Origin of the sequence: Streptomyces liliifuscus (genome assembly GCF_016598615.1) — a bacterium.
Taxonomy (GTDB): domain Bacteria; phylum Actinomycetota; class Actinomycetes; order Streptomycetales; family Streptomycetaceae; genus Streptomyces; species Streptomyces liliifuscus.
Map to the genome: position 1 here is coordinate 3774514 of NZ_CP066831.1, position 25229 is coordinate 3799742.

Below are 25229 nucleotides of genomic sequence, written 5' to 3' on the forward strand. Positions count from 1 at the left end.
AGCCACAGAAAAAAGAGGGCTCAGGCCTCGTGCGTTGCGGGCACGTCCACCCAGCCCAAGGGGTACGGGTCCGCGTCGTCCAGCGCCGGGGCCAGGGGTTCACCGCCCGCCTCGTTGAACGCCGTCAGCGCGTCGACGAGTGCCTCGCGCTGTTTCGGGGTGAGCCGTTCGACGATCGCGGAGATCTCGGCGCGCCGACGGGCGGTCACGTTCGCGACCGTGTTCCGCCCCTCCTCCGTGAGCTGCAGCAGGGTCTCGCGGCGGTTGGTGGGGTTGGTCTGGCGGTCGGCCAGCCCGGCGGCGATGAGCCGGTCGATCATGCGCATGGCGGTGGACGGCGCGACCTGGAGGAGATCGGCGAGCGTGACGAGTTTCGTGGCGCCGCGGGTGGCGAGCACCATCAGCATCCGCACCTGCGGCAGCGTCACGCGCTCCTCGACCTCGGCGAGCGAGCGCGCCGAGACCGCGACGAGAAGGCGGGAGGCGGTCAGCACCGCATGGGTCACCGCGTCGACATCGTCCATGGCCCCGGCGGGGGTTTCGTGCTCCGGCATGTGTCCTTTCTATCCCGCCGAGGTGCCCGACCACGCACCTGATCCGCCCAGATTTTCCTTGTCCATGACCCGCGTACGAGGTCGACGGCCCTGCCGTGCCCGGGTCGCCCGGGTCGCCCGGGTACGGGTCAGCGGCCCGGCGCCGGTCCCGTACTCCTGCGCACGATCAGTTCGACCGGTACGACGCGGCCGACGGCCGGCTCGGGCGGGCCGTCCAGCTGGGACAGGAGCAGGCGCAGGGAACGGGTGCCGATCTCGGGGAAGTCGGTGCGGACCGTGGTCAGCGGGGGCAGCAGGTGTGCGGCCTCGGGGATGTCGTCGTAGCCGACGACGCTGACGTCGCCCGGGACATGGCGCCCCGCCTCGTACAGGGCCCGCAACAGGCCCAGTGCCATCTGGTCGTTGGAGGCGAAGATCGCGGTGACGTCGGTCCTGGCGGCCAGTTGGCGGCCCAGTTCGTAACCCGAGTCGGCGCTCCAGTCGCCGATGAGGGGCTCGGGGATCTCGGCCCCCGCCGCCTCCAGCGCGGCCCGCCAGGCCTCCACCCTCCGGTCCGCGGACAGCCAGCCCGTGGGGCCCGCGATGTGCCAGACCGTCGCGTGACCCAGCGCCAGCAGATGTTCCGTGGCCTTGCGCGCGCCCGCGCGGTTGTCCGCCGTGACGAAGGACGCGTCCTTGCCCAGGTCGTTCTCCAGCACCATCAGCGGGGTGTCCAGCTGGGCCTCCGCCAGCGCCCTGCCCACCCAGCGCTGCGGGGCGATGGCGATCACACCGTCAGCGCCCTCGGCCGACAGCGTGTCCACGGCCCGTACGACGGTGGCCCGGTCCGCCGTGTCCAGCGCGATGGAACTCACCAGGTAACCGGCCTCCTGGGCCGCCGTGTTGATCGCGGTCAGGATCGAGGCGGGGCCGAAGCGCGCCGCGTCGAAGGAGATCACACCCAGCATGCGCGTTCTGCCGCTCGCCAGGGAGCGCGCGCTGCGGCTCGGGCGGTAACCGAGCGTGCGCATCGCCGTCAGGACCGACTCGCGGGTCTCCGGGCGGACGGACGGGTTGTCGTTCAGTACGCGGGAGACGGTCTGCTTGGAGACGCCGGCCAGGCGCGCCACGTCGTCCATCACCGGCCGCGCGCCCGCGAAGTTGCGGCGGCTGCGGCCCTTGGGGAGGTCCTTGGGAGGGCCTTGGGGCGGCGCGCCGTCACCGGCACTTCGGGTCATGACGGGTGATGTCCTTCGGGTTCGTCCCGGCGGTCGTGCCCCGCCCGGCTGGCCCACAGGATAGGCCGCCGGGAGGGAAAGGGCCCCGGCGGCCGGGCCTCGGGGCTCACCCGACGGCCGGGCCCCGGCGCTCAGCCCGCCCGCATCACCCATGTGCGGCCCGTCACCCACTCGACGCGCCCGATCCTCGCCTCCACCGCTCCCCCGTCTCCGCTCGTCGGCCTCTCCACCGCTCCTGCCCCTTCTCCGCTCGTCCGCGCCGCCACCTCTCCTCCTCCGTCTCCGCCCGCCTCCGCCGCCACGTACACCCGGGCGTCGGCGTGCCGGGGCAGCACCCGCAGCCGCAGGCCCTTCTCGCGGAGGGCGTCCGCGGGGAGGCGGTCCAGGGCGATGTCCCAGACGCGCCCGGAGGCGAACTGGTCCGCCACGAGCGTGTCCCCCACGTACGCCCGCGCCACGTCTCCGGTCCAGTGGACGCGCAGGAGGGTGTCCGGGCGCGGAAGGCCGTCCGGTACGGCGATGTCGTACTCGGCCGCCGCCGCGGTGTCGAAGTGCTTGTCCACCGGGGCGCTCGCCCGGCCCTGCACACCCGTCACCGGCTCGGGCGCGGGTCCCGTGGAGGCCCGGACCAGCGTGGCCGACGCCTCCACGACGGCGTGACGGCCGGCGCCCAGCACGGTGTAGCGCGTGAACACACCGTCCGCCGTCTCCTGAACTACCGCCCCGGTGCCGCCGGTTGCCGCTGACCCCCCGCTCGGCCCCGCCACCACCGGCGCCCGCTCCGGCGCCGGCAGCACGGCGAACGACGGCTCCCCGGCCCGTCGGCTGTGCACCCGCACCTCACCCTGCCCACCCCGACCGTCCCCGGCGTGCTCGTCGAAGACGACACCGTCGGAGCAGAGCACCAGCCGCTCCGCTCCCCACGCGACACCCCGGTAGAGGGTCCGCGCGGTCGCCGCGTCCAGCACCAGCAGGCCGACCTGGTTGCCGTCCGTCGTGGTGACCTCGACAAAGGCGTCGGTGCCGGGCCGCAGCCCGGTGATCAGGACGCGGCCGCCGACGGAGGAGACCTGCCGCGTCGGCGCGTGGACCGACTTCAACGTGCTGGTGTCCAGGGCGAGTTCGGGGGCGATCCCGTCGACCGCGGCCAGCACCAGGACCGTACGGCCGTCGGCGTCGACCGTGCAGACGGGCTGGGCGGTGGCCCAGTCGAGCCGCAGCCCGCCCACGTCGAGCCGCAACGGCCAGCAGAAATAGGCTCCTTGAGGGACCGTCACCGGAGTGCTGGGAAACGTCAGTTCACCGGCGTCCGGGAACTCCACCGTGAACGACGTGTCCGGATGGTCCGGCAGCGGCTCGTGCGGCTGATGGTTGTTGACGAACAGGAACCCGGACTGCCCGTCCGCGCGGACCGCCCACCTGAGCGTCTCCCGGTCGTACTGCCCGGCAGGCCGCCGCTCGGGAAGCACGGACTGCATGGGCGCGATCAGCTGACCGAAGTCGGCCAACAGCAGGTGCTGGAGCCGCAGTTCGTCGTACGTGGGCCGGTACTGGCCGTACTCGCCGAGCGGCGCCTGGAAGTCGTACGTCAGGACGGGGAGGTCGTTCGGATATCCGGTGGCGTGGGACTCCTGGAGGGTCGTCAGCTCGCCCCGCGGGTTGGTGCCGCCGTGGAACATGTAGTAGCCCTGCCACACCGAGCCGCAACCGATCTTGGTGAGGCCGAGAGCGCCGACGTCCGCCGCGTCGACGCGCGGGCGGCGGTGATAGGCGACCGCCATTCCGCCGCCCAACTCGCAGGTGGCCCAAGGGAATCGGCCCTCCAGGGCCGCCGGGTCGCCACCGCGTACCGTCGTCGGCCGCAGATCGGCGCCGATGCCCTCGTCGTCGCGCCGGTGGGTGAAGAAGAAATGCTTGCGGCAGGTGTCGGGCCAGCCGCCGTCCGCCTCCGTCCAGAAGGTCTCGGGGTAGCCGCCGTACAGCGGAAGCAGTTCGTCGGGCGGGAGCCGGACCCCGCCCCACGCCGTCGCCGTCCAGAGCGGGGCGCTCAGCCCGGCCTCCTGGGCCATGCGCTTCAGCGTCAGCAGATGGCCCGGTCGGTCGTAGAGCTCGTTCTCGATCTGGATCGCGACGATCGGGCCGCCGTGCGCGCGGTCGAGCCCGCGCAACTGCCCGGCGATCGCCTCGAACCAGGTGCGTACGGGGGTCAGATAGGCCGGATCGTCCGTGCGCGGGGTGCAGGCGCGGGCGAGCAGCCAGTCGGGGAGGCCGCCGTTGCGCACCTCCGCATGGGACCAGGGACCGATCCGCGGTATGAAGTCCAGGCCGTGGCGGCCACAGAGTTCGGCGAAGCGCCGCAGGTCCCTGTCGCCGTCGAAGCGGATGCGGCCCTCGGCCTCCTCGTGGTGGATCCAGATGACATAGCCGGCGACGGCGGTCACACCGCCCGCCTTCATCTTCAGGAGTTCCTCCTCCCAGTGCCGGGCCGGGTGGCGGGTGTGGTGGAACTCGCCGGAGACCGGGAACCAGGGGCGGCCGCCGCGGGTGAGGTACCGGCTGGTGACCTCGATCGGGTCGGGGACGCCGGGGGCGTCGACGAAGGGGAGATGGCCCGCTAACGGCGGTGGGACGGACGCGGGAACCCGCAAGTGGTGGGGCATCAGGGCTTCACCGGGCCGAGGTCGGGCGTGTCGGTGAGCAGCGCGCGGGGGCCGGTCGTGGCCTGGAGCTCCAGCAGGACCAGTTCGTTGGTGCCGCGGCGCAGTACGGGCGCCGGGACGTACAGCGTGCGCTGCGGGCCGCGGTTCCAGTAGCGGCCGAGGTGGAAGCCGTTGACCCAGGCCTGGCCCTTGGTCCAGCCGGGCAGGGAGAGGAACGTGTCGGCGGGCGCGCGGACCTCGAAGGTGCCGTGGTGGAAGGCGGGACCGGCGTCCTCGGGCGCTTCGGACGCCGGGGCGAAGGGCACGGAGCCCAGGTTGTCGAAAGTCAGCGGATGGCAGTCCCAGCCCCGCAGAGCCGTGCCCTTGAAGGTGACCGGGCCGAGCAGCCCCTTCGGCGCGCCGATGCGCGGGCCGTAGTTGACGCCGCCCATGTTCTCCACGAGCACGTCGAGCGAGGCACCGGCCCGCGGAACGCGCACCGGCAGCGCCTCCTCATGGCGTTCACGTTCGAGTACGCCGACGGGGGCGCCGTCCACGAAGACCTGGGCACGGTCGCCGACACCGCCCGAGAAGTGCAGGAGTCCGTCACCGTGGTCCGGGACCGTGGTGCGGTACAGGACGTAACCCGACCGCAGGCCCAGCTCCTCCGCGGTCACCGGGTCGGCGTCGACGCGTACGGGCTTGGCCAGGGCGGTCGCGTGCGGGAGCAGTGCCGCCCGGCGGTCCAACTCCACCGAGGTGAGCGGGAGTTTGCGAGAAGGCGCCGGGACCGGCTCGTCGGGGACGGGGGCGTGGCGGGCGATCACCTCGCGGAAGGCGTGGTACTTGGGGCCCGGGTCGCCGGACTCGGTGAGGGCGGCGTCGTAGTCGTACGACGTCACGATCGGCTCGTACGCGTGGTCGTGGTTCGCGCCGTTGGTGAAGGCGAAGTTGGTGCCGCCGTGGAACATGTAGATGTTCACGGAGGCGCCCGCCGAGAGCAGCCGGTCGAGATCGGCGGCGGCGTCATCGGCATCCCGCACGTGGTGCGGCTCGCCCCAGTGGTCGAACCAGCCGATCCAGAACTCCGCGCACATCAGGGGCCCTTCGGGCTGGTGGGCGCGCAACTGCTCGAGTGAGGACGCGATTCTGCTGCCGAAGGTGCCGGTGGCGAGGACTCCGGGCAGGCTGCCGGCCGCCAGGTGCTCGGGGTTGGCCTGGTCGCAGGTGAAGAGGAGTTCGTCGATGCCGCGCGAGCGCAGGGACTGGGCGAGGTGTTCGAGGTACGCGGTGTCGGTGCCGTACGCCCCGTACTCGTTCTCCACCTGTACGGCGATCACCGGGCCGCCGTTCGCGGCCAGTTGGGGCACGATCGGGGGAAGCAGCAGGTCGAGGTAGCGGTCGAGCGCGTCCGTGAAGCGGGGGTCGCTGGAGCGCAGCCGGATGTCGGGGTCGGTGGTCAGCCAGGAGGGCAGGCCACCGCCGTCCCACTCGGCGCAGATGTACGGTCCCGGGCGCAGCAGGACGTGCAGTCCCTCGGAGCGGGCGAGGCGCAGAAAGCGCGGCAGGTCGAGGAAGCCGTCGAGGACGAGGGTGCCGGGCTCCGGCTGGTGGAGGTTCCACGGCACGTACGTCTCCACCGTGTTGAGGCCCATCAGACGGGCCTTGCGGAGCCGGTCGGTCCACTGGTCCGGGTGGATGCGGAAGTAGTGCATCGCGCCGGAGATGATGCGGAACGGCTCGCCGTGGAGGAGGAAACCGTCGGACGAAGTCGTCAGAGCGGACATGGTGGGGAACTTCCTTTCGGTTCAACCAGGTTCAGCGGGGCCCGGCCGTGCCGGACCGGGGACGGGAGTGCTCTTCAGCGGACACCGGCGTCGACACCGACACCGGCCTCGGCTTCGGCATCGGCATCGGCCACGGCATCGGCGGTTCGCGTCGCACGGATCAGCCACACCGTGGCCGCCAGGCACACCGCCGAGACCGCGCACAGCAGGAGGGGCACCGCACGGACGCCGGACCATTCGATGGCCTTGCCGAGCGCGGGTCCGGCCGCGACTCCGCCGACCATGGACGCGGCGATGACCACCGCTCCGGCTCTACGGGCCCGCGGGGCGGCCCTGTTGAGCCAGGGCAGCCCGGTGGGGAAGATCGGTGCGATGAACAGCCCGACACCTGCGTACGCGTAGGGGGCGAGCCCCGGTACGGCGGCCAGCAGCAGGCAGACCGTCATGCCGGCGCACGAGACGGTGATGATGGCCTGGGCGGAGTAGCGCAGTGCGATCGGTGCCACGAGAAAGCGGCCCACGGTCATCATCAGCCAGTACACGGAGGTGGCGGTGGCGGCGACCCCGGCGCCGTAGCCGACCGTCTCCAGATGGGTGGGCTCCCAGCCGCCGACGCCCGCCTCGATACCGACGTGCAGGACGTAGAGGGTGACGAAGACGGCGAGTACGGACCCGAGGCTGCGGCCGAGCACCTGCCGTCCGCCCCGCTCCTGCGCCGGCTCGCCGGTGGCGGGATGTGGCACATGGTCGCGTACGCCCTTGAGGCAGAGCAGCAGCGGCAGGTTGGCGGCGGCGAAGACGAGGAAGACCGCCGGATAGTGCTCGGAGCCGACGAGGCCGATCAGGGCCGGGCCGAGGATCGCGCCGATGCCGAAGTGCGCGTTGAGGATGTTGAGCATGGCGGTCGAGCGATGGCCGAAGCCGACGGCGAACAGCTGGTTGAGCCCGTAGTCGATGCCGCCGAAGCCCAGCCCGGCGAGCAGGGCCGCGGCCAGCGCGAGGGGCCAGTTCGGCGCCAGCGCGAAGCCCGCCGCGCCGACGGCCATCAGCAGATACGACGCTCCGAGGATCTGCCGGTTGCCGAGCCGCCCGTACAGCCGGTCGAAGAGGAGGACCCCCGCGACCCCGCCGACGAAGTGGGCGCTCAGCCCCAGCCCGGCCGCCGAGGGCGAGAGCCCGAACTCCTCGCGGAAGGCGGGGATCGCGGGACCGTACAGGGCCTGGAGCGCACCGATGAGGACGAAGCCGACGCAGGAGGCGACGACGGCCGCCCGGCTGAACACGGCTTTTTCCGGGGCCACTTGGGCATGATTCGGGACGCTCGCGACCGGTTGCGCGGTCGTCGGGCCTGTCACGTGGTCACTCACGCGGGACTCCAGTGGACGGCCCACGCTCCCGTGGGCGACTAGCCGGCCCGGACGCCGGCGGCAGCGCTACGAGAACCATGATGTTACCGGTAACTCAAGCCGTCAAGATCTCCGCGGCAGACAGTGCGGGAGAGGTCCGGACCCGGGCGGGAGTCCGGCTCGGACGCCCGGCGGCGGTCAGGACAGGGTGGCGCGCAGGGCGGCGTGGAGGCCGGCCGGGTCCGTCCAGTGCCGGGTCCTGGTCGGCGGCACCCGCCAGTGCAGACCGGGGGCGTACGTACGGTGGCGCGGCGGGATGGCCACATGGGAGCCGGAGCCGAGGATCTGGGCCGGAGGGAGGTCCCAGTCGGCGGCCTCGCCGGGCGGGACGAGCCAGTAGAGGATGCCGCTGCCGCCGTAGCCGTCCTCGATGACGGCTCCCGTGCGCGGGCCGAGGTGTTCGAGGATGCCCAGGCCCGTGACGAGGGGAACACGCACCGCGTCCCACCACTCGCCGGCCGGGAGTGTCCGCACCTCCGGGCCGAGGGGCCGCAGCCACCTGGGGGCATCACTGCTCGGCATGGTCCGGCTCACCGCCTCTCGCCCGGGGAAGACGACCCTAGGGCGGAGCCGAATCACCGACTTGCCAGTACGCGTAGGGAACTTGTCGACATGCGCAGCACGTCCGACGCGCTCTCGTTCGCGAACCCTACGGCCGCGTAACGTCACTCGCCGTATTGGTGTTCGCGCGGTTCGCGTTTCAGATACCGGGAGGCTCCCATGTCAGAGCAGGGCTCCATCGTCATCGACCCGTCCGGCCGCGACATCCACGGCGAGGCGACACGGATACGCGAGCGCGGTCCGGTGACACGCGTTGAACTCCCCGACGGTGTGGAGGCCTGGGCGGTCAGCAGCACGGACCTGCTCAAGAAGCTGCTCACCGACCCACGGGTGTCGAAGGACCCGCGGCAGCACTGGCCGGTGTGGATCAACGGGGAGATCTCCCCGGAGTGGCCGCTGTTCACCTGGGTCGCCGTGCAGAACATGTTCACGGCGTACGGCGGGGAGCACAAACGCCTGCGGACCCTGGTGGCGAAGGCGTTCACCGCCCGCCGGACGGCCGCGCTCCAGCCGCGTATCGAGGAGATCACCAAGACTCTGCTCGACCGGATCGACGAGGCCGGGCGGCGGAGCGAGGTCGTCGATCTGCGCGAGGAGTTCTGCTATCCGCTGCCGATCCAGGTGATCAGCGAGCTGTTCGGGCTGCCCGAGGAGAAGGGCGCGGAGCTGCGGGCCGTCGTGGACGGCATCTTCAACACCGCCGCGACCCCGGAGGAGGTCACGGACATCTATACGAGGCTGTACGCGGCCCTCGGTGAACTCGTCGCCGCCAAGCGGGAGTCGCCCGGGGACGACCTCACCTCCGCGCTGATCGCCGCGCGCGACGACGAGGGCGACACGCGGCTGAGCGAGCAGGAGCTGCTCGACACGCTGGTGTTGATGATCAGCGCGGGGCACGAGACCACGGTCAACCTCATCGACAACGCGATCCACGCTCTGCTGACCCACCCCGACCAACTGGCGCACGTCCGGGCGGGGCGTGCCACCTGGGACGACGTGATCGAGGAGACCCTGCGGGTGCAGGCGCCGGTGGCCAGTCTGCCGTTGCGGTACGCGGTGGAGGACCTGGCGATCGGTGAACTGGGCGGGCCCGAGGGTGTGGTGATCGGCAAGGGTGAGGCGATTCTCGCGGCGTACGCGGCCGCGGGGCGCGACCCCTTGGACCACGGGGCGGATGCCGACCGGTTCGACGTCACGCGCCTCGGCAAGGAGCATCTGGCCTTCGGGCACGGGGTCCACTTCTGCCTCGGCGCTCCGCTGGGCCGTATGGAGGCCCGCATCGCGCTGCCCGCGCTCTTCGAGCGCTTCCCCGACCTCGAACTCGCCGTTCCCGACCAGGAGTTGAGCCCGGTGGCCTCATTCATCTCCAACGGCCACCGGCGCCTGCCGGCGAGGCTCACGAAGAGCTGACGGCTCCGGCCGGGGGACACGCTGCGGGCCGGTGGGGGCCGGTCGCGCAGTTCCCCGCGCCCCTGGGTGAGCGGGGGCTGAGCTCGTTCGTCGACCGCGGGCCGGTGGGGGCTTGTCGCGCAGTTCCCCGCGCCCCTGAAAGGGGCGGTGCCCGGCGTCACCCTCTCCCCCCCCTCGCTGGGGCCGGATGGTCCGTCGGGCGGAGGGGACGTGGCGGGATGTGTGGCCGCAGCTTACGAGGACAACAGTGGGCGGTCAGCGGGCGGCAACTGCGCATTACGTCAGCGGCTGCGGACGCACATTCCGACGCGGCCCCGCACCCCAGCGACGAGCCGAAACCCCCACCCACCCAGGGGCGCGGGGAACTGCGCGACCAGCCACAACGCACCCGCAGCCGACAACGAACCGAACCCGCCGCCTACTCCCCGCGCCACCACGCCCGCAGTCGCGCCCACGTCCCCGTGGCGCGAGCCGTCTCGGCGGCCGGGGCCTCCGGAGGAGATCCGGCGGGCGCGGGCAGGGCGGGCCGCCGCACACCCTCCCGGCCGGCCACAGCCTCCCCACTGACCGGCGCCACCGGAAACCGCACAGGCAACGAGGCCAACGCCCGGTGGAACGGCCCCGGCCGCCACTCCAGTTCACCCACAGGCACCGCGAGCTCGACATCAGGCAACCGGTCGAGCAGCTTCTCGACCGCCACGGCGGCGATCAACCGCGCCGGGCTCTGCGCCGGACAGTTGTGCGGACCCGCGCTCCACGCCAAGTGGGCGCGATTACCCGCACGCTGATCATTCGTCAGCGCCGGATCCGTGTTCGCGGCGGCAAGGCTGATGACGACGGGATCCCCCGCCCGCAACAGCGTCCCCTCGTACACGACGTCCCGAATCGGATAGTGCACCGCGTAGTTGGCCATCGGCGGATCGGTCCACAGGACCTCGTCGAGCGCGTCCTCGACCGGCAGGCTGCCACCGCCCAGGCTGCCCGCGAACCGGTCGTCGGAGAGCAGCAGCCGCAGCCCGTTGGAGATCAGGTTCTGCTGGGGCTCGGTGCCCGCACCCATGAGGACGACGAGCTCGTGGATCATCTCCTCGTCGGTGAGGGCGGCCGGATGGGCCATCATCCAGGACGTCATGTCCTGCCCCGGCCGCGCGCGCTTGAGCGCGATCAGGTCGAGCAGGGTCACGGTGAGCAGCTCGTTGGCCTTCTCCGCGTCCACGCCGTCGAAGATCCCGGACATGCCCTCGACGAGCCGCTCACCGAGGTCGGGCGGGCATCCGAAGAGCCGGTTGAAGACGAGCAGCGGCAGGACCTGGGCGTACTCACCGAGCAGGTCCGCCTCGCCGCGCGGCGCGATCAGGTCGATCAGTGTGTCGGCGCTGCGCTCGACGTATCCGCGCAGGGTGTTGGGCTCGACGCGCGCCAGGCTGTCGGTGATGGCGCCGCGGAGCCTGCGGTGCTCCTCGCCGTCGGTGAACAGCGCGTTCGGCCGGTACATCATCATCGGCACGACCGGGCTGTCCGGCGCGACGGTGCCGTCGGCCAGGTCGCGCCAGCGGCGGGGGTCCTTGGAGAACGTCTCCGGGCTGCGCAGAACGTGCAGCGCGGCCTCGTACCCGGTGACGAGGGTGGCGCGGACGCCGGGCGCGAGTTCGACGGGCGCGGTGTTGCCGTGCGCCCGCAGCTTCCCGTAGAGGGCACCAGGGTCGGCGGCGAACTCTGGGCCGTACATGGGGTGGTGGAAGGGGCAGCCCTCAGGTGGCGCGGAGACGGGGCCGGGGGCTTCGGGGGAGGTCACGCGTGCTCCAGTTCACTGTCGCCGGGACTGCCGGCAGGGCCGGCAGCGCCGGCACTGTCGTCGGCTCTGCCGGCATTGCGGGTGAGGAGGTATTCGACGAGGGCGATCAGCGCGTGCGTGGAGGAGATCCGGTCGCGGGCGTCGCACCGTACGAGGGGTGTTTCGGGGAGCAGGTCGAGCGCCTCGCGGACCTCTTCCAGGTCGTGCTCGGCGGAGGCGTCGTCGAAGTCGTTGAGGGCGACGGCGTACGGCAGGCCCAGTTCCTCCAGGACGCCCATGACGTCGAAGGACTGGCCGAGGCGGCGCGTGTCGGCGAGGACGAGCGCGCCGAGCGCGCCGCGGGTCATGTCCTGCCACAGCTCGGTGAAGCGCTGCTGTCCCGGGGTGCCGAAGAGGTACAGCACGAGGGAGTCGTTGAGGGTGAGGCGGCCGAAGTCGAGGGCGACGGTGGTGGTCGTCTTGTCCTTCGTGCCCGCGAGGTCGTCGACGAGCGCGCCGGCCTGGGTCATGACCTCCTCCGTGCGCAGCGGCCGGATCTCGGACAGCGCGCCGACGAAGGTGGTCTTGCCGACCGCGAAGTGCCCCACGATCAGGACCTTGACGGCGGTCTGCACACCGCTCGGCAGGTAGACGCCCCCGGCGGGGCTGTCTTCAGAGGCGGGCGCGGAGCCCATCGAGGACCTCCTGGAGGATGCGGGTCTCGGACGGCCGGGCGGACGGGATGGGGGCGCGGGTGACGATGTGGCCGCTGTCCATGAGGTCGGCGATCAGCACCTTGGTGACGCTGACCGGCAGCGCCAGGTGTCCGGCCACCTCGGCGACCGACAGCGCGCCGGGCCTGCACAGCTCCATCAACGCCCGCTTCTCCGGGCTCAGTCCGGTCAGCGGCAGATCGTCGGCGGCGATCAGCAGCGTGACCAGGTCCAGGGTGTTGCGGGTCGGGTGTGAGCGGCCGTCCGTGACGACGTACGGCCGCACCAGCTTCCCTCCGGGACGCCTGGGCGGTGTCATGCCGGGCTGCCGGCGTCCCGACGCGCCGGGCTGGTCAGTTCCTTGCCGAGCCGGTCGACGAGCTTGTGCATCCGGTACGTGACGGCTTCCATGTCCACGTGCTCGGTGGTGGACACCGCGAGGTAGGCGCCCTCGCCGGCGGCCACGAGGAAGACATATCCGTGGGCGAACTCGATCAGGGTCTGCCGCCAGGGGGTGTGCGGGCTGCCGCAGAACTCTGCGGTGCTGCGGCTGATCGACTGGACGCCGGAGAGCCCCGCGGCGAGCCGTTCGGCGTCGTCCCTGCCGATGTCCGCGGAGTGGGCCCGGAGCATGCCGTCGGCCGAGAGCAGGATCGCGTGACGCGCCTCGGGGACCTTCAGGACCTCATCGAGCATCCAGCCCAACTCGTTGTTCGTGGTGGGCTCGATCATCCTTGGATGTTCCCTTCGTCTTCGTGGGGGGTGGTGTCCTGGGCGGCACGGCCGTGGAGCGTGCCGCGGGCGAACGCACCCATGCGGCGGGCGGTCTCCTCGGCCGAGCGGTCGCCGGGATCGTCGAGGGGCGCGGGCGGCTCCTGCGCTCCGGCGGCGGGCTCCGCCTGCGCCTGGGCCCGCCTGCGCCGCTTGGGCAGTCCACCGGCCGTGGTCGCCGTGGCGGCCGCGGCAGCCGTCTCGGCGGGCAGCGGCAGCCCGGCGGACCGGCCGGGCACCGAGTCGTCGACGGAGGCGGATGCGGCGGATGCCGATGCGGCGGACGTGGATGCGGCGGATGTGGATGCGACGGAGGACGGCGCGAGCGCCGCTTCGGATGTATCGGCGGACGCGGGCGTACGACCGGCGGGCTCGGTGGTGCGGGCGGCCTCGGTCGTACGGGCCGACGCGGCCGGCGTACGGGAGGCGGAGGCGCGGGCGGGCGGTGCGGTCACGGGCGGCAGCTCCTCCGCGGTGTCCCGGTGCGTGAGCAGGGCGGACGGCAGGAACACGACGGCACGGACGCCTCCGTACGGGGAGCGGGTGTCGGCGGAGACGCTGAACCCGTAACGCGCGGCGAGCACGCCGATGACGGCGAACCCGAACTGGGGCGGGTCGTCGAGCCGGGTGACGTCCACCGCGTGCCGTCCGGACAGCAGGGCGGCGGCCCGCTCGGTGGCGTGGGCGTCCATGCCGACACCCGCGTCGTCGATGATCACGCAGGCGCCGTTGTGCACGGACTGGACGTTGACCTCGACCTTGGTGTTGGGCTGCGAGTGGCGGGCCGCGTTGTCGAGCAGCTCGGCGATGGTGAGCACGACCGGCTCGACGGCCCGGCTCTCGACGGCGATGTCGGCCTGGCCGTGGATCTGTACGCGCCGGTAGTCGCGGATGCGGGACGTGGCACCGCGGACGACCTCGATCAGCGCGGACGTGGAACGCTGACGGCCCGGCCAGGATCCGCACAGTACGGCGATGGCCTGGGCGCGGCGGCCGAACTGGGCGTTGGCGTGGTCGATCTCGAGCAGGTCGCGCAGCACGTCGGGCCGGTCGTGGCGGTCCTGCATGTCGGAGATGGCGACCTGCTGCTCGTTGGCCAGCGCCTGGATCGAGCGCATCGACGACTTCAGGGCGGCCTTCGCGGACTGGTCGGCGCGGGACTGGGCGTGCTCCACGGCGGTGGCGAACCGCTCCAGCACATGGTCGAGGGACTTCGCGAAGCCACTGCCGGAGAGTCTGGCGTCGAGCAGGCCCACGCCGGCGAGCGGCTGCTGGGGGCCGTGGTCCTCCAGCGCGGGGAGGCGTACGGCGACCAGGTGCCGTACCTCGTCCTCCCGGGCGCGCACGTCGTCGGCCAACTCGGTGGTGCGTCGGCGCAGCCGCGCGGTGATCCCGCGCTGGCGCACCAGCAGCACGGTGACGGCGAGCAGGCCGACGGCCACGCACCAGAACACCGCCTCCGGTATCTGTTCCTTCATGGAGTCCTCGAAGTTCTCAAAGGCGGGGAGGGTGGTGATTGAGGGGTGGGTGTGTTGGGTGTGCGGGATGAGGGGCGTGGGGAGATGGGGGACGCGGCGCCCGACGGTAGTCGCGAGCGGGCGCGCGCACTTTTCCGCGCGCGCAAGGAAGTTGCCGTGAGGCGCACCGTCGGGCGCGTCGTCGTTTGCGGGGCGCGCGAGTGGCTCCGAGCGCCGGTTGGCGTGCGTGCGCGGGTGTGTCGTGTGCGCGTGTGTCGTGTGCGCGTGTGTTGGGTGTGTGCCGTCGGCCACTCGTTTGTCGCGCTCGGACCACGTAAACGGAATGTGTGCACTACGCTTACGAGCCGTAACTGCCGTGGCCAGAACTCCAGTTGATCAGGCGATGTCGGCTGCGGCCGGGCTCACTCTGGGCGGAGGAAGCGCATTGCCCGCGGGAACCTACATCGTGGAGTCGCAGACGACCGGTGAGGTGGATCCGCGTGAGCGGACCGACTTCTGGAGCGAGCATGTCGGGTCCTACCAGACGCGGATGGACTTCAGATACGCGAGCCCCGAGACGTTCCGCGGCGAGATGATCCGGCAGGGCACCGACACGTACCAGATCGTCGACTGGAGTTGCGACAAGATCGAGTACGTCCGTACGCCGCGGCTCGTGCGGCAGGAGCCCGATCCCGACTACCGGTTTCTGCTTCCGCTCTCCGGGGAGCTGGTGCTGCGGCAGGACGACCAGGAGGCGCGGCTCGCGCCCGGTGCGGGGAGTCTGATGACGCTCGGGGCGCCGTTCCAGTTGCTCCACGACGCGTCGTTGCGGGGGATCATCTTCTCCATACCCGCCCGTGAGATCGACGGGCCGCTCAACCGGAAATCGCCGTTGGCGACCGGTATCGATCTGACGACCGGGCTGGGGAAGGTCGTCGGCTCCATGCTCGAGAGCCTGTCGGCGGAGCGGGAGAGTCTGACGACGACCGAGTTCAACGCCGTGTCCGACCGGATCGTCGAGCTGCTGTGCATGATCACTGTCGGGGACGACCGGCCCGACTCGTCCGGGCATCTGACGGAGGTCGAGGCGGTGGTCCGCCGTCACGTGCGGGAGCACGCGGCGGATCCCGGGCTCACCGGGACGTCGATGGCGCGGGCGCTGGGGTGGTCGTTGCGGCAGATTCAGCTGGCGTTGCAGCGGGTGGGGACCACGCCGCGGGAGTTGATCCGTGAGGAGCGGTTGCGGCTTGTGCGGGATCGGCTTCAGTGCGGGGAGTGTGAGCACATGACGATCACGGATCTGGCGTATGCGTCGGGGTTCTCGTCCGCGAGCGCGTTGAGTACGGCGTTCAGGCAGCGGTTCGGGGTGAGTCCGCGGGAGATGCGGCACGGGGTGCGTTGAGGGGGTTGGGTTCGTGTTTGGCTGCGGGTGCGTTGTGGCTGGTCGCGCAGTTCCCCGCGCCCCTTGGGTGGGTGGGGGTTTCGGCTCGTGGCCTGGGTGCGGGGCCGTGGCGGGATGTCCGTCCGCAGCCGCTGACGTAAAACGCAGTTGCCGCCCGGTGACCGCCCACTGATGTCCTCGTAAGCTGCGGCCACACATCCCACCACGTCCCCTCCGGCCGACGAACCATCCGGCCCCCGCGAGGGGGGAGAGGGGACGCCGGGCAGCGCCCCGTCAGAGGCGCGGGGAACGGCGCGAGCAACCCAAGACGGACGGCCCGTCAGGTGGCGAACAGGCCCCAGCCACCGTTGCTTTTAGGGGCGCGGGGAACTGCGCGATCAGCCCCCACCGGCCGGCACCCGGTAAACCGGCCTCACGCACCCGCTTTCAGGGGCGCGGGGAACTGCGCGGCCAGCCCCCACCGGCCCGCACGCAGCGCACCGTCCCGATCCCCCACCCACCCCACTGGCCGTTAGGCCGACGCCCGCTTGCGAGGGGGCGACTTCTTCGCCGGGGTTTTCTTCGCGGCTGACTTCTTCGTGGAGTCGGCTGTCGTCTTCTTGGCTGCCGCCGTTTTCTTCGCGGTCGTCTTCTTGGCTGTCGACTTCTTGCCCGAGGCCGGCTTGGGGGAGGTCTTGCGGGCCGGGGTCTTGCGGATGGGCTTGACGTCCGCGTCGGAGTCCGCCGACGTGGCCTCCCCGCGCGCGACCTTCGCCTGACGGACGCTGCTCTCCAGCGCGGCCATGAGGTCGATGACCTTGCCGCCGCCCTTCTCGGCGGAGGGCGCGGCCGGCATCTTCTCGCCGGAGGCCTTGGCCGCGATGAGCTCCTCGACGGCCTCGCGATAGTCGTCGTGGAGTTCGTTGAGGTCCACCTCACCCAGGGTGTCCATCAGCGCGTCAGCGAGATCGAGCTCCTTGTCCCGCACGGTGACGCTGGAGTCGGGCGCGACACTCTCGGGCGTACGGATCTCGTCCGGCCAGAGAAGCCCGTGCATCGCGATGACGTCGTCGACGACCCGCAGCATCCCGAGCCGCTCACGCCCCCGCAGGGCGAACTTCGCGATGGCGACCTTCTGGCTGCGCTTCAGCGCCTCCCGCAGCAACGTGTACGGCTTGGCCGCCGGCACCCCGTTCGCCGCCAGGTAGTACGCCGTGTCCATCTGGAGCGGATCGATCCGGTCGGCCGGCACGAAGGCCACGATCTCGATCGTCCGGGCGGTCGGGATGGGCAGGGACGCCAGGTCCTCGTCCGTGATCGGGATCATCGACCCGTCCGCGTCCTCATACGCCTTGCCGATCTCCGGCGCCGACACCTCGCGCTCCTCCAGCTCGCACACCTTGCGGTAGCGAATGCGGCCGCCGTCCTCCAGATGGATCTGGCGGAAGGAGATCGAGTGGCTCTCGGTGGCGTTCACGAGCTTGATCGGGATGCTGACCAGGCCGAAGGAGATGGCGCCGTTCCATATGGATCGCACGTGCAGCACCTTTCCGATCGGTTGAGGGTGAGATCTGATGTTTCAGGATGAAATCGTGGGATTGTCATCCTATGACGCCGATCACAGAGGTGGATGGGCGACGGCTTGCGCTGAGCAATCTGGAGAAGGTCCTCCATCCGGCGACCGGCTTCACCAAGGGCGAGCTGCTGCACTACTACGCGACGACCGCCGAGGTCCTGCTGCCCCACCTCCGCGACCGGCCGCTGTCCTTCCTGCGCTACCCGGACGGGCCCGACGGCCAGGTCTTCTTCGCCAAGAACGTGCCGCCGGGTACGCCCGAGTGGGTCACCACGGCCGAGGTGCCGCGGTCGGAGGGACCGGCCCGCATGGTGCTGGTCCAGGACCTCGCGAGCCTCGTGTGGGCGGCGAACCTCGTGACCGAGTTCCACACCCCTCAGTGGCTGATCGACGATCCGGGCGAGGCCGACCGGCTCGTCTTCGACCTCGACCCGGGGGCGCCCGCGACCGTCGTCGAGTGCTGCGAGGTCGCGCTGTGGCTGCGGGAGCGGCTCGCGGCGGACGGCATCGAGGCGTACGCCAAGACGTCGGGGTCGAAGGGGCTGCATCTGCTGGCGGCGCTGCGGCCGACGCCCTCCGGCCGGACGACGGAGTACGCCAAGGAGCTCGCGATGGAGGCGGAGAAGGCGCTCCCGCGGCTCGTCGTGCACCGGATGACGCGCAGCCTGCGGCCCCGCAAGGTCTTCGTCGACTGGAGCCAGAACGCGGCCCGGAAGACGACCGCGACCCCCTACACCCTGCGGGCCCGCGCGGAGCCGACGGTGTCGGCGCCGGTGACGTGGGCCGAGATCGAGGAGTGCCGGTCCGCCCGCGGGCTCACCTTCCTGGCCCCGGACATCGCGCCGCGACTGCGGGACCACGGCGACCTGCTGGCCCCGCTGCTCGACCCACGCCACGCGGGCCCACTGCCCTGAGCACGGCCGGCCGAAGGCGGGACTCACACCGAAGACGAGGGGGGACCTCACAACAAAGGAGCACCATGGAAGCACCACCGCCCTCCCGTACCGTCCGCCGCTCACTCGTCGTCGGACTGACGGCTCTCGCCCTCGGCGTCCTGCCCTGGGCACCCATGGCCGCCACGGCCTCCCCGGACCGGGCCTCGACGCGGGTCCCGGGCGCCGAGGTGATCACCGACTGGAGCGAGACCGCCGCCGCCGTGGTCAGCGTGGACGCCGGGCGCCCGACGGCCGAACCGTTCCTCTGGTACGGCTTCGTCTCGGCCGCCGTCTACAACGCGGTCGTCGGCATCGAGGGCCGCTACACCCCGTACAAGTGGCACGTACGCGGTCCTCGCGCCGCCTCCTCCGAGGCGGCCGCGGCGGCTGCCGCCCGCCGGGTCCTGCTGACGTACTTCCCCGCCTCGAAGGCCCGGATCGACACCGCCTACACCGCGTCGCTCGCGAGGATCCCCGACGGAAAGGCCGAGGACCGGGGCGTCCGCTTCGGGGAACGCGCCGCCGCGCGGATCGTCGAGCTGCGTGAGAACGACGGGCGCGACAACCCGGTGACGTACGACAAGAAGCCCGCTCCCGGCGTCTGGCGCCCGACCCCGCCCGGCTTCAGACCCTTCGCGAACCCGTGGCTCGGGAAGCTGCGGCCGATGCTCTTCGACTCTCCGGACCGGTTCATGCCCGGGCCGCCACCCGCGCTGACGTCGAAGAGGTACGCCCGGGACTTCGCCGAGGTGAAGTCGATGGGTGCGAAGAACAGCCCTGGGCGGACCGCCCGGCAGACGGAGACCGCGCGCTTCTTCTCCGACCCCCTGCCGCAGCAGCTCCAGGCCGCCTACCGCGACCACACGGCACGGCACGGACTGGACATCGTCGAGGCGGCCCGGTTGTTCGCCGCCGCCAACACGGCCAGTGCCGACGCGACGATCACCACGTGGAACTCCAAGTTCACCCACGCCCTGTGGCGTCCGATCACCGCGATCCGGCTGGCCGACACCGACGGCAACCCCGCCACCGCGGCCGACCCGTCCTGGGAGCCGCTGATCACCACCCCCCCGTACCCGGAGTACATCGGCGGCCACTGCGCCAACGACGGGGCCGTCATGGCCGTACTGGACCGGCTGACCGGTAGTGACATCGATCTCCGCGTCTCGTCGGCGGTGACGGGCACCACCCGTACGTACACGAGGTCCGCCGACTACAACCGTGACGTGATCAACGCCCGGATCTGGAGCGGGATCCACTTCCGCACCGCCGACGTCGTCGGCAACCGGATCGGGCGGCACATCGGCAACTGGGCACTCGACCGCCACTTCGCGCCGCTGCCCTGATCACGTGATGCGAACCGGCCGCGGGGCCCTCACACCCGCGTCCACGTGTGCCTGTCGCGGGCCATCGCGTGCAGGGCCTCGACGTCCGCCGGTTTGAGCGTTCCGCCGAGGCGGGTCAGCGTCGCGAGGTCCGTGTCGGTGAGGACGCGGGCCTCCCGCAGAGGTGCGGTGATGTCGAGGGAGGACGGGGCGAAGACGACCAGGACCGGGCGGACCTCCGCCGTGAGGGCGTACGAGGCGCGGTCGGCGTCGGCTCGTACGGCCCGGAGCAGTGGGTGCGGCTCGCGGCGGCCCACCGTGACCATCGGATCGGCGACCAGGACCCGCTGTTTGCGGGCGTGGAGCGAGCGGACGGCGAAGAGACCGCCCGGGCCGATGACGAGGTGGTGGATACGGTCGCCGCCCGGGAGCGGGACCGAGTGCAGGGTGTGCCAGCCCGCCCCGTCCAGGCGGTCCAGGGCCTCCCCCACCGCCTGCTCCGCCATGAGCGCGCGCCGGCGTGGATCGGGGCGCATCCGGCGCGGGGCGGCCGGTTCGCGGTCGAGGGCGATCTGGAGCGCCTCGCCGGGCCGGTTCGGCGCGAGGTCGTCGTCCGGGTGGAGGGACAGCCGCGCGAGTTCCACGGGCGTGGGCACGGGGGGCGGACCCACCGTCACCTCGCCGGTCAGGAACGGCCCGAGCACGTCGAGCACGTCCTCGCGCCGCTCCTCGCTGAGCAGGTTGACCCTGGCCGCCTCCCTGTCGTACCAAGCGACGTTCCTGCCGTCGGTGAGACACACGTAGAGCCGCTCCTGGCCGTGGCGCCAGGTCGGTATGACGCGCAGTCCGCTCATGCACCATCACCCCACGACCATGGGAACAGGCGGGGTGCTCCAGGGGCAAGAAGCCGGTTACCTTTGGAGCAGTCGAGGGGGAGGCGCCGTTGCGGGATCGCGGGAAGCAGTCCAACGCACCGGCCCCGGACAGCCCGTGGAGCGAGATCGTGCCCGGCCTGTGGATGGGCGGGCACGAGTACGCGGGCCGGTCGGGACAACCGGAGTTCGCCGTCGTACGAGACGAGTTCGACCTGGTCCTGACCCTGCTGCGACTACCCGGCCACGGCCCCGACCCGGGCGTGGAGCACCATGTGTGGCCGATCCCCGACGGTCCGCTGGACGGCACCCAGCTGGCCGGTGTGATGCGGCTCGCGCGGACCGCGGACGAGGCGCGGGACGCCGGCCGGCGCGTCCTGGTGCGCTGCTACCACGGCTACAACCGCTCGGGCCTGGTCGTCGCCCACGCCCTGATCCGCGCGGGGAGCACCGCCGAGGACGCGATCCGCCTGATCCGCGCACGCCGTTCCCCGTGGGCGCTGCACAACGAGTTGTTCGTGGACTACCTGCACACCGGGCTCGACACGGCCCGGCTCCTCGAAGAGCTCGCCGAGTAGCTTGTTCCCACCGATGACCTGTGAACAAAAAGGACTTCCGTACGAATAGGGTGTACGGGCGGCGGTAATCGGCCACGGCCGGTGACCGCGGCACCATCCCGGTCCACGCCGATCTCGCACCGGGCGAGCGGCCCTGACGCAGGAGCGCAGTGATCCACAACCGCCCCGCGGGCTCCCGCCGCCTCGCGCGCGCGGCGCTCGCGCTGCCCGTCGCCGGCCTGTTGCTCGCGGGCTGCGGCGACCCGGGCGATCTGCGCGGATCGGGCCCGACGTCCACCGCCGTGGGCCCGACCCGGCTGTGGCCGGAGGTGCCGCCCGCCGCCTCGCCCGCCCTCGACTACGGCGAGGCGGACACCGAGACCGTCCAGGGCGTCACCGCGCCGGGCGACGACATCCACAAGGTGGACCCGGTCGCCGTCTTCCGCGCCGAGATCGCCCGCCACCCGGATCTCTACACCGACGACGGTGCCTCGTACGCGCAGACGGCCCAGCGGACCAAGGAGTGCGGCAAGAAGGGCGAGAGTGGCCGGAAATGCCCGGTGCTGCGCCCGTACTACCGCGACATCACCGGTGACGGCCGGGACGACATGGTGCTCGGCGTGCGGATGCCCGAGAACCAGCTGGGCGTGCGCGCGTACACCTTCATCGGCCACCGGCTGGTCGAGGTCATGGCCACGACGGACAGCACGCTCAGCGTCCAGATCGCGGGCCATGACGTGATCATCCGCTCGCCGTCGACGCTGGCGGGCTACGAGTACCGCACGGTGTGGTCCTGGGACCGCCGCCAGAAGGCGATGCTCGCGGCGAAGGACGAGATCCTGCGGGTGGGGTCGAGCGCCACGCCCAGCGGCCCCGCCCCCTCGCGTTCCCCGGCCGCGGACTCCCGGTGAGGCGCCCGCGGCCGACCGGGCCGCCCACCGGGATGCGGCGCCTGCGGCACTGGACCGCCACCCTCACCTGGAAGGCCGCCGCCTTCATCACCGTGATGTGCTGCGGCCTGGCCGCGCTCCTCGGCACCCTCGTGCATGTCTCGGTGACCAACCAGACCGTCGGCGAGGCCCGCGACCGCGCGCTCGACCGGCTCACGGAGGCGACGGAGGCGTTCGAGGCGGGCGACCGGCTGCCGCCCGGCGCGGGCGTCGACCTGGCGGGCCTGCCCGTCGAGTTGCGTACGCTCGCCGAGAGCGGGGACCGCGGCACGATGGTCGGCAGCGACGACCCGCACCCCACGATGTGGGCGGCCGGCCCCGCGAGCGGCGGACGCGCGCTCGCCGTGCGGGTCGACTACTCGCAGGGCGTCCGTACGATCGACGGCCTCGACCGGGCGATCCTCGGCTCCTCGGCGCTGGCGATCGGCGTGACGCTGCTCGGGGGCGCGTTCGCGGTGACCCGTGTGACGCGGCGGCTGCACGGAACGGCCCAGGTGGCACGGCGGATCAGCGCGGGCGACCTGGACGCGCGGGTGAACGACCCGCGGGCCGAGGACCCGACGCGCCCCCAGGACGAGGTGGCCGCGGTCGCGGGCGCGCTGGACACGATGGCGTCCTCGCTGCAGGGCAAGCTGCTGAGCGAGCAGCGCTTCACGGCGGACGTCGCCCACGAGCTGCGGACCCCGCTGACCGGGCTGCACGCGGCGGCCGAACTGCTGCCGCCCGGCCGCCCGACCGAGCTGGTCCGCGACCGGGTCGCCGCCCTGCGCACGCTCACCGAGGACCTGCTGGAGATCTCCCGGCTCGACACACGCAGCGAGCGGCTGGACGTGGACGCGGTGCGGCTCGCGGAAGTGGCCGAGCGGGTGGTCCGGGCGTCCGGCACGGACACCGAGGTCCTGGTCGTACGGGACGTGGTCGTGGAGACCGACCGGCGGCGCCTGGAGCGGGTGTTGGGCAATCTCGTCGCCAACGCGCACAGGCACGGGCGGGCGCCGGTGTCGCTGACGGTCGACGGGCCGCTCGTCACCGTGCGGGACCACGGTGACGGCTTTCCGGCGTACCTCGTCGAGCACGGGCCGCAGCGGTTCCGGACGGAGGGGGGCTCCAAGGGGCATGGGCTGGGGCTGACCATCGCGCTGGGGCAGGCGGGGGTGTTGGGGGCGCGGCTGGGGTTCGCGAACGCGGTGGACGGTGGGGCTGTCGCGTCGCTCTCGCTCCGCTGAGCCCCGGGGCGGGGACGGCGACGGAGCTCGGGTGGCGTGGGTGAGCCGGCCTCCGCGGGTGCGTTGTGGCTGGTCGCGCCGTTCCCCGCGCCTCTGACGGGGCTTGGGCTGAGCGGTTGCTTGTCTCTGATGGCTCAGTGTGACGGGCGCGTCGCGCGGGGCGCTCATAATGTGGCGATTAGTCAGCTCTGCCCCCTTCTGGAGGAGCCAGCAATGTCACTCCGTACCGCTCTCACCCGCATAGGCATAGCCGCCGCCGGCGGCGCCCTCGTCGTCGGAGCCGCAAGCCCCGCTCTCGCGAACGACGACTGGGGCCACCACAACAACGGCAGCCACCACAAGCTCTACAAGGGCGTCGTCACCGCGCCCGGCGGACTGAACCTCCGCGACAGGCCGACCCGCGGCAGCGCCGTCGTCGGCTTCGTCGGCTACAACCAGAAGGTCTCCATCTTCTGCAAGACGAGCGGCGAGAACGTCCAGGGCAACCACCTCTGGTACCTCCTGGCGGACGGCACCTGGGCCTGGGCGACGGCCCGCTTCATCGAGAACATCGGTCCGGCGCCCCGCTGGTGCTGAGCACCCCGCGCCCCTGAGGGGGCGGCCGAGGTGCACCCAAGAAGCCCGTTTGACCCTCTATAGCGGGACATGGACTGTTTCGCTTGCTACGTTCCGGACATGCTCTCGCCCGGAACGACAGCGCAGGCGGACCCGCCCGCTCCCGTTGTCCCCCTCCCCCGGCGCCGTGGCATCGAGTTCACCCTCATCGTCGTGGCCGTCCTGCTCTCCGTGTACGGCTACTGCGACGTGGGCATCGCCCGCACCGGATCGGTTCCGCCCGGCGCCGTCGGCTATGGCGCCGGGCTCGGCGTGCTCGCGCTCCTCGCGCATCTCGCGGTGCGCCTGCGGGCCCCGAACGCCGATCCGCTGCTGCTGCCGATCGGCGTCCTGCTCAACGGACTGGGCCTGGTGCTCATCTACCGGCTCGACCTGGAGACCCCGGACGACCCGGCCGCCCCGACACAGCTCGTCTGGTCGACGCTGGGCATGGGCCTGTTCATCGCGGTCGTGGTGCTGCTGCGCGACCACCGGGTGCTCCAGCGCTACACCTACGTGTCCGTCGTGAGCGCACTCGTCCTGCTCGTCCTGCCGATCTTCTTCCCCTCCGTGAACGGCGCCCGCATCTGGGTCAGGGTCGCCGGATTCTCCATCCAGCCGGGCGAGTTCGCGAAGGTCCTGCTCGCGGTGTTCTTCGCCGGCTACCTCGCCGCGAACCGCAACGCCCTCGCGTACACCGGCCGTCGGGTCTGGCGGCTCCAACTGCCCACCGGGCGCGTCCTCGGCCCGATCGTCGCGATCTGGCTGCTGAGCGTCGGGGTGCTGGTCCTGGAGCGGGACCTCGGCACCTCGCTGCTCTTCTTCGGCCTGTTCGTGATCCTGCTGTACGTCGCCACGGGCCGCACCGGCTGGATCGCGGTGGGCCTGCTGCTCGCGGCGTGCGGAGCCGTCGCCGTCGGCTGGCTCGAACCGCATGTGCACAGCAGGGTCGAGGACTGGCTGCACCCGTTCGCGTCGATCGAGGCGGGCCTGGGTCCGAACCAACTCGCCCAGTCGCTCTTCTCGTTCGCCGCGGGCGGGATGCTGGGCACGGGCCTCGGCCTCGGCCACTCCGTCCTCATCGGCTTCGCCGCCAAGTCGGACTTCATCCTGGCCACCGCGGGCGAGGAACTGGGCCTGGCCGGCCTCTCCGCGATCTTCCTCCTGTACGGGCTGCTGGTCGAGCGCGGCTACCGGGCGGGCCTCGCCCTGCGCGACCCCTTCGGCCGGCTGCTGGCCGTCGGACTCGCCTCGATCGTCGCCCTCCAGGTCTTCGTCATCGCGGGCGGCGTGACGGGGCTGATCCCGCTGACCGGAATGGCGATGCCCTTCCTCGCGCAGGGCGGTTCGTCGGTCGTCACCAACTGGATCATCGTGGCCCTGCTGATGCGCCTCAGCGACTCGGCACGCGGCCGGTCCGGGACGGCACAGGCCGAGGAGGCCGGAGGAAGCGAGAGAGCCAAGGGAATCGAGGGAATCGAGGGAATCCAGGGAGCCGAAGGAGGGGTCGCGCCATGACCGGGA

The 25229-nt window shown here is 71.8% G+C and carries 22 protein-coding genes; 9 read left to right on the forward strand and 13 right to left on the reverse strand.

Going from position 1 to position 25229, the window contains the following annotated elements; genetic code table 11:
* Positions 1-20: 20 nt before the first annotated feature.
* The 6 genes from JEQ17_RS15860 to JEQ17_RS15885 all read right to left on the reverse strand — a co-directional run bounded on the left by JEQ17_RS15860 (position 21) and on the right by JEQ17_RS15885 (position 8125).
* On the reverse strand, positions 21-554 hold the full coding sequence (locus JEQ17_RS15860; protein WP_200395863.1) for a MarR family winged helix-turn-helix transcriptional regulator: 534 nt from the start codon (positions 552-554) through the stop codon (positions 21-23).
* Positions 555-682: 128 nt separating this feature from the next.
* A complete protein-coding gene (locus tag JEQ17_RS15865; protein ID WP_200395864.1) occupies positions 683-1771 on the reverse strand; it encodes a LacI family DNA-binding transcriptional regulator in 1089 nt (362 codons plus the stop codon).
* Positions 1772-1902: 131 nt separating this feature from the next.
* A complete protein-coding gene (locus tag JEQ17_RS15870) occupies positions 1903-4431 on the reverse strand; it encodes a beta-galactosidase (RefSeq protein WP_200395865.1) in 2529 nt (842 codons plus the stop codon).
* The gene (locus tag JEQ17_RS15875) at positions 4431-6197 is read right to left on the reverse strand and encodes a glycoside hydrolase family 35 protein (protein WP_200395866.1); all 1767 of its coding nucleotides are present in this window, start codon (positions 6195-6197) and stop codon (positions 4431-4433) included. Before JEQ17_RS15875 ends, JEQ17_RS15870 begins: the two co-directional genes overlap by 1 nt.
* A gap of 74 nt (positions 6198-6271) precedes the next feature.
* Positions 6272-7498 carry an MFS transporter gene (locus JEQ17_RS15880; protein ID WP_234048216.1) on the reverse strand — a complete coding sequence of 409 codons (1227 nt, stop codon included), beginning with the start codon at positions 7496-7498 and terminating at the stop codon, positions 6272-6274.
* 243 nt (positions 7499-7741) lie between these two features.
* On the reverse strand, positions 7742-8125 hold the full coding sequence (locus JEQ17_RS15885) for a hypothetical protein (protein ID WP_200395867.1): 384 nt from the start codon (positions 8123-8125) through the stop codon (positions 7742-7744).
* A 198-nt stretch (positions 8126-8323) separates the two neighbouring features.
* On the opposite strand from JEQ17_RS15885, the gene JEQ17_RS15890 reads away from it, so the two are divergent.
* Positions 8324-9574 (forward strand): cytochrome P450 family protein, encoded by a 1251-nt coding sequence (locus JEQ17_RS15890; RefSeq protein WP_200395868.1) that lies wholly within the window; start codon positions 8324-8326, stop codon positions 9572-9574.
* 418 nt (positions 9575-9992) lie between these two features.
* On the opposite strand, the gene JEQ17_RS15895 is transcribed toward JEQ17_RS15890, so the two are convergent.
* The 5 genes from JEQ17_RS15895 to JEQ17_RS15915 all read right to left on the reverse strand — a co-directional run bounded on the left by JEQ17_RS15895 (position 9993) and on the right by JEQ17_RS15915 (position 14310).
* Entirely contained in the window at positions 9993-11303 is a 1311-nt protein-coding gene (locus tag JEQ17_RS15895) for a cytochrome P450 (RefSeq protein WP_200401509.1), read from the reverse strand.
* Positions 11304-11365: 62 nt separating this feature from the next.
* A complete protein-coding gene (locus JEQ17_RS15900; protein ID WP_200395869.1) occupies positions 11366-12043 on the reverse strand; it encodes a GTP-binding protein in 678 nt (225 codons plus the stop codon).
* On the reverse strand, positions 12021-12380 hold the full coding sequence (locus JEQ17_RS15905; protein ID WP_151478137.1) for a DUF742 domain-containing protein: 360 nt from the start codon (positions 12378-12380) through the stop codon (positions 12021-12023). The genes JEQ17_RS15900 and JEQ17_RS15905 overlap by 23 nt, the downstream gene beginning before the upstream one ends.
* Entirely contained in the window at positions 12377-12793 is a 417-nt protein-coding gene (locus JEQ17_RS15910) for a roadblock/LC7 domain-containing protein (RefSeq protein ID WP_055616679.1), read from the reverse strand. The genes JEQ17_RS15905 and JEQ17_RS15910 overlap by 4 nt, the downstream gene beginning before the upstream one ends.
* A complete protein-coding gene (locus JEQ17_RS15915) occupies positions 12790-14310 on the reverse strand; it encodes an ATP-binding protein (protein ID WP_200395870.1) in 1521 nt (506 codons plus the stop codon). The genes JEQ17_RS15910 and JEQ17_RS15915 overlap by 4 nt, the downstream gene beginning before the upstream one ends.
* 424 nt (positions 14311-14734) lie before the next feature.
* On the opposite strand from JEQ17_RS15915, the gene JEQ17_RS15920 reads away from it, so the two are divergent.
* Complete coding sequence (locus JEQ17_RS15920) at positions 14735-15691, forward strand: AraC family transcriptional regulator (protein WP_234048217.1); 957 nt, start codon at positions 14735-14737, stop codon at positions 15689-15691.
* A gap of 511 nt (positions 15692-16202) precedes the next feature.
* Here JEQ17_RS15920 and ku read toward each other — a convergent pair.
* Entirely contained in the window at positions 16203-17207 is a 1005-nt protein-coding gene (gene ku / locus JEQ17_RS15925) for a non-homologous end joining protein Ku (RefSeq protein ID WP_456115125.1), read from the reverse strand.
* 71 nt (positions 17208-17278) lie between these two features.
* Here ku and ligD point away from each other — a divergent pair, with 71 nt between their 5' ends.
* Both ligD and JEQ17_RS15935 read left to right on the forward strand, forming a co-directional pair.
* Positions 17279-18160 carry a non-homologous end-joining DNA ligase gene (gene ligD / locus JEQ17_RS15930; protein ID WP_200395873.1) on the forward strand — a complete coding sequence of 294 codons (882 nt, stop codon included), beginning with the start codon at positions 17279-17281 and terminating at the stop codon, positions 18158-18160.
* Positions 18161-18225: 65 nt separating this feature from the next.
* Positions 18226-19527 (forward strand): vanadium-dependent haloperoxidase, encoded by a 1302-nt coding sequence (locus JEQ17_RS15935; protein WP_200395874.1) that lies wholly within the window; start codon positions 18226-18228, stop codon positions 19525-19527.
* A gap of 29 nt (positions 19528-19556) precedes the next feature.
* Here the strand turns inward: JEQ17_RS15935 and JEQ17_RS15940 are convergent, their stop codons facing one another.
* Positions 19557-20360 carry a nuclease-related domain-containing protein gene (locus JEQ17_RS15940; protein ID WP_200395875.1) on the reverse strand — a complete coding sequence of 268 codons (804 nt, stop codon included), beginning with the start codon at positions 20358-20360 and terminating at the stop codon, positions 19557-19559.
* An 89-nt stretch (positions 20361-20449) separates the two neighbouring features.
* On the opposite strand from JEQ17_RS15940, the gene JEQ17_RS15945 reads away from it, so the two are divergent.
* The 5 genes from JEQ17_RS15945 (at position 20450) to JEQ17_RS15965 (ending at position 25223) form a co-directional block, all read left to right on the forward strand.
* On the forward strand, positions 20450-20956 hold the full coding sequence (locus JEQ17_RS15945) for a protein-tyrosine phosphatase family protein (RefSeq protein ID WP_200395876.1): 507 nt from the start codon (positions 20450-20452) through the stop codon (positions 20954-20956).
* A gap of 149 nt (positions 20957-21105) precedes the next feature.
* The gene (locus tag JEQ17_RS15950) at positions 21106-21846 is read left to right on the forward strand and encodes a hypothetical protein (protein ID WP_200395877.1); all 741 of its coding nucleotides are present in this window, start codon (positions 21106-21108) and stop codon (positions 21844-21846) included.
* A 32-nt stretch (positions 21847-21878) separates the two neighbouring features.
* Positions 21879-23111 carry a sensor histidine kinase gene (locus JEQ17_RS15955; protein WP_200401510.1) on the forward strand — a complete coding sequence of 411 codons (1233 nt, stop codon included), beginning with the start codon at positions 21879-21881 and terminating at the stop codon, positions 23109-23111.
* A 213-nt stretch (positions 23112-23324) separates the two neighbouring features.
* Positions 23325-23687 carry an SH3 domain-containing protein gene (locus tag JEQ17_RS15960; protein ID WP_200395878.1) on the forward strand — a complete coding sequence of 121 codons (363 nt, stop codon included), beginning with the start codon at positions 23325-23327 and terminating at the stop codon, positions 23685-23687.
* A 99-nt stretch (positions 23688-23786) separates the two neighbouring features.
* Positions 23787-25223, forward strand: a complete 1437-nt coding sequence (locus tag JEQ17_RS15965; protein ID WP_200395879.1) for an FtsW/RodA/SpoVE family cell cycle protein — start codon at positions 23787-23789, stop codon at positions 25221-25223.
* The last annotated feature ends 6 nt before the right edge of the window (positions 25224-25229 follow it).

Excerpts from the sequence above, each read along its gene's own strand:
- JEQ17_RS15905 (WP_151478137.1), bottom strand. The coding sequence starts at position 12,380 with ATGACACCGCCCAGGCGTCCCGGAGGGAAGCTGGTGCGGCCGTACGTC.
- JEQ17_RS15895 (WP_200401509.1), bottom strand. The coding sequence starts at position 11,303 with ATGTACGGCCCAGAGTTCGCCGCCGACCCTGGTGCCCTCTACGGGAAG.
- JEQ17_RS15870 (WP_200395865.1), bottom strand. The coding sequence starts at position 4,431 with ATGCCCCACCACTTGCGGGTTCCCGCGTCCGTCCCACCGCCGTTAGCG.
- JEQ17_RS15915 (WP_200395870.1), bottom strand. The coding sequence starts at position 14,310 with ATGAAGGAACAGATACCGGAGGCGGTGTTCTGGTGCGTGGCCGTCGGC.
- JEQ17_RS15875 (WP_200395866.1), bottom strand. The coding sequence starts at position 6,197 with ATGTCCGCTCTGACGACTTCGTCCGACGGTTTCCTCCTCCACGGCGAG.
- JEQ17_RS15900 (WP_200395869.1), bottom strand. The coding sequence starts at position 12,043 with ATGGGCTCCGCGCCCGCCTCTGAAGACAGCCCCGCCGGGGGCGTCTAC.
- JEQ17_RS15860 (WP_200395863.1), bottom strand. The coding sequence starts at position 554 with ATGCCGGAGCACGAAACCCCCGCCGGGGCCATGGACGATGTCGACGCG.
- JEQ17_RS15960 (WP_200395878.1), top strand. The coding sequence starts at position 23,325 with ATGTCACTCCGTACCGCTCTCACCCGCATAGGCATAGCCGCCGCCGGC.
- ligD (WP_200395873.1), top strand. The coding sequence starts at position 17,279 with ATGACGCCGATCACAGAGGTGGATGGGCGACGGCTTGCGCTGAGCAAT.
- JEQ17_RS15935 (WP_200395874.1), top strand. The coding sequence starts at position 18,226 with ATGGAAGCACCACCGCCCTCCCGTACCGTCCGCCGCTCACTCGTCGTC.
- JEQ17_RS15885 (WP_200395867.1), bottom strand. The coding sequence starts at position 8,125 with ATGCCGAGCAGTGATGCCCCCAGGTGGCTGCGGCCCCTCGGCCCGGAG.
- JEQ17_RS15910 (WP_055616679.1), bottom strand. The coding sequence starts at position 12,793 with ATGATCGAGCCCACCACGAACAACGAGTTGGGCTGGATGCTCGATGAG.
- JEQ17_RS15890 (WP_200395868.1), top strand. The coding sequence starts at position 8,324 with ATGTCAGAGCAGGGCTCCATCGTCATCGACCCGTCCGGCCGCGACATC.
- JEQ17_RS15940 (WP_200395875.1), bottom strand. The coding sequence starts at position 20,360 with ATGAGCGGACTGCGCGTCATACCGACCTGGCGCCACGGCCAGGAGCGG.
- JEQ17_RS15965 (WP_200395879.1), top strand. The coding sequence starts at position 23,787 with ATGCTCTCGCCCGGAACGACAGCGCAGGCGGACCCGCCCGCTCCCGTT.
- JEQ17_RS15955 (WP_200401510.1), top strand. The coding sequence starts at position 21,879 with ATGCGGCGCCTGCGGCACTGGACCGCCACCCTCACCTGGAAGGCCGCC.
- JEQ17_RS15865 (WP_200395864.1), bottom strand. The coding sequence starts at position 1,771 with ATGACCCGAAGTGCCGGTGACGGCGCGCCGCCCCAAGGCCCTCCCAAG.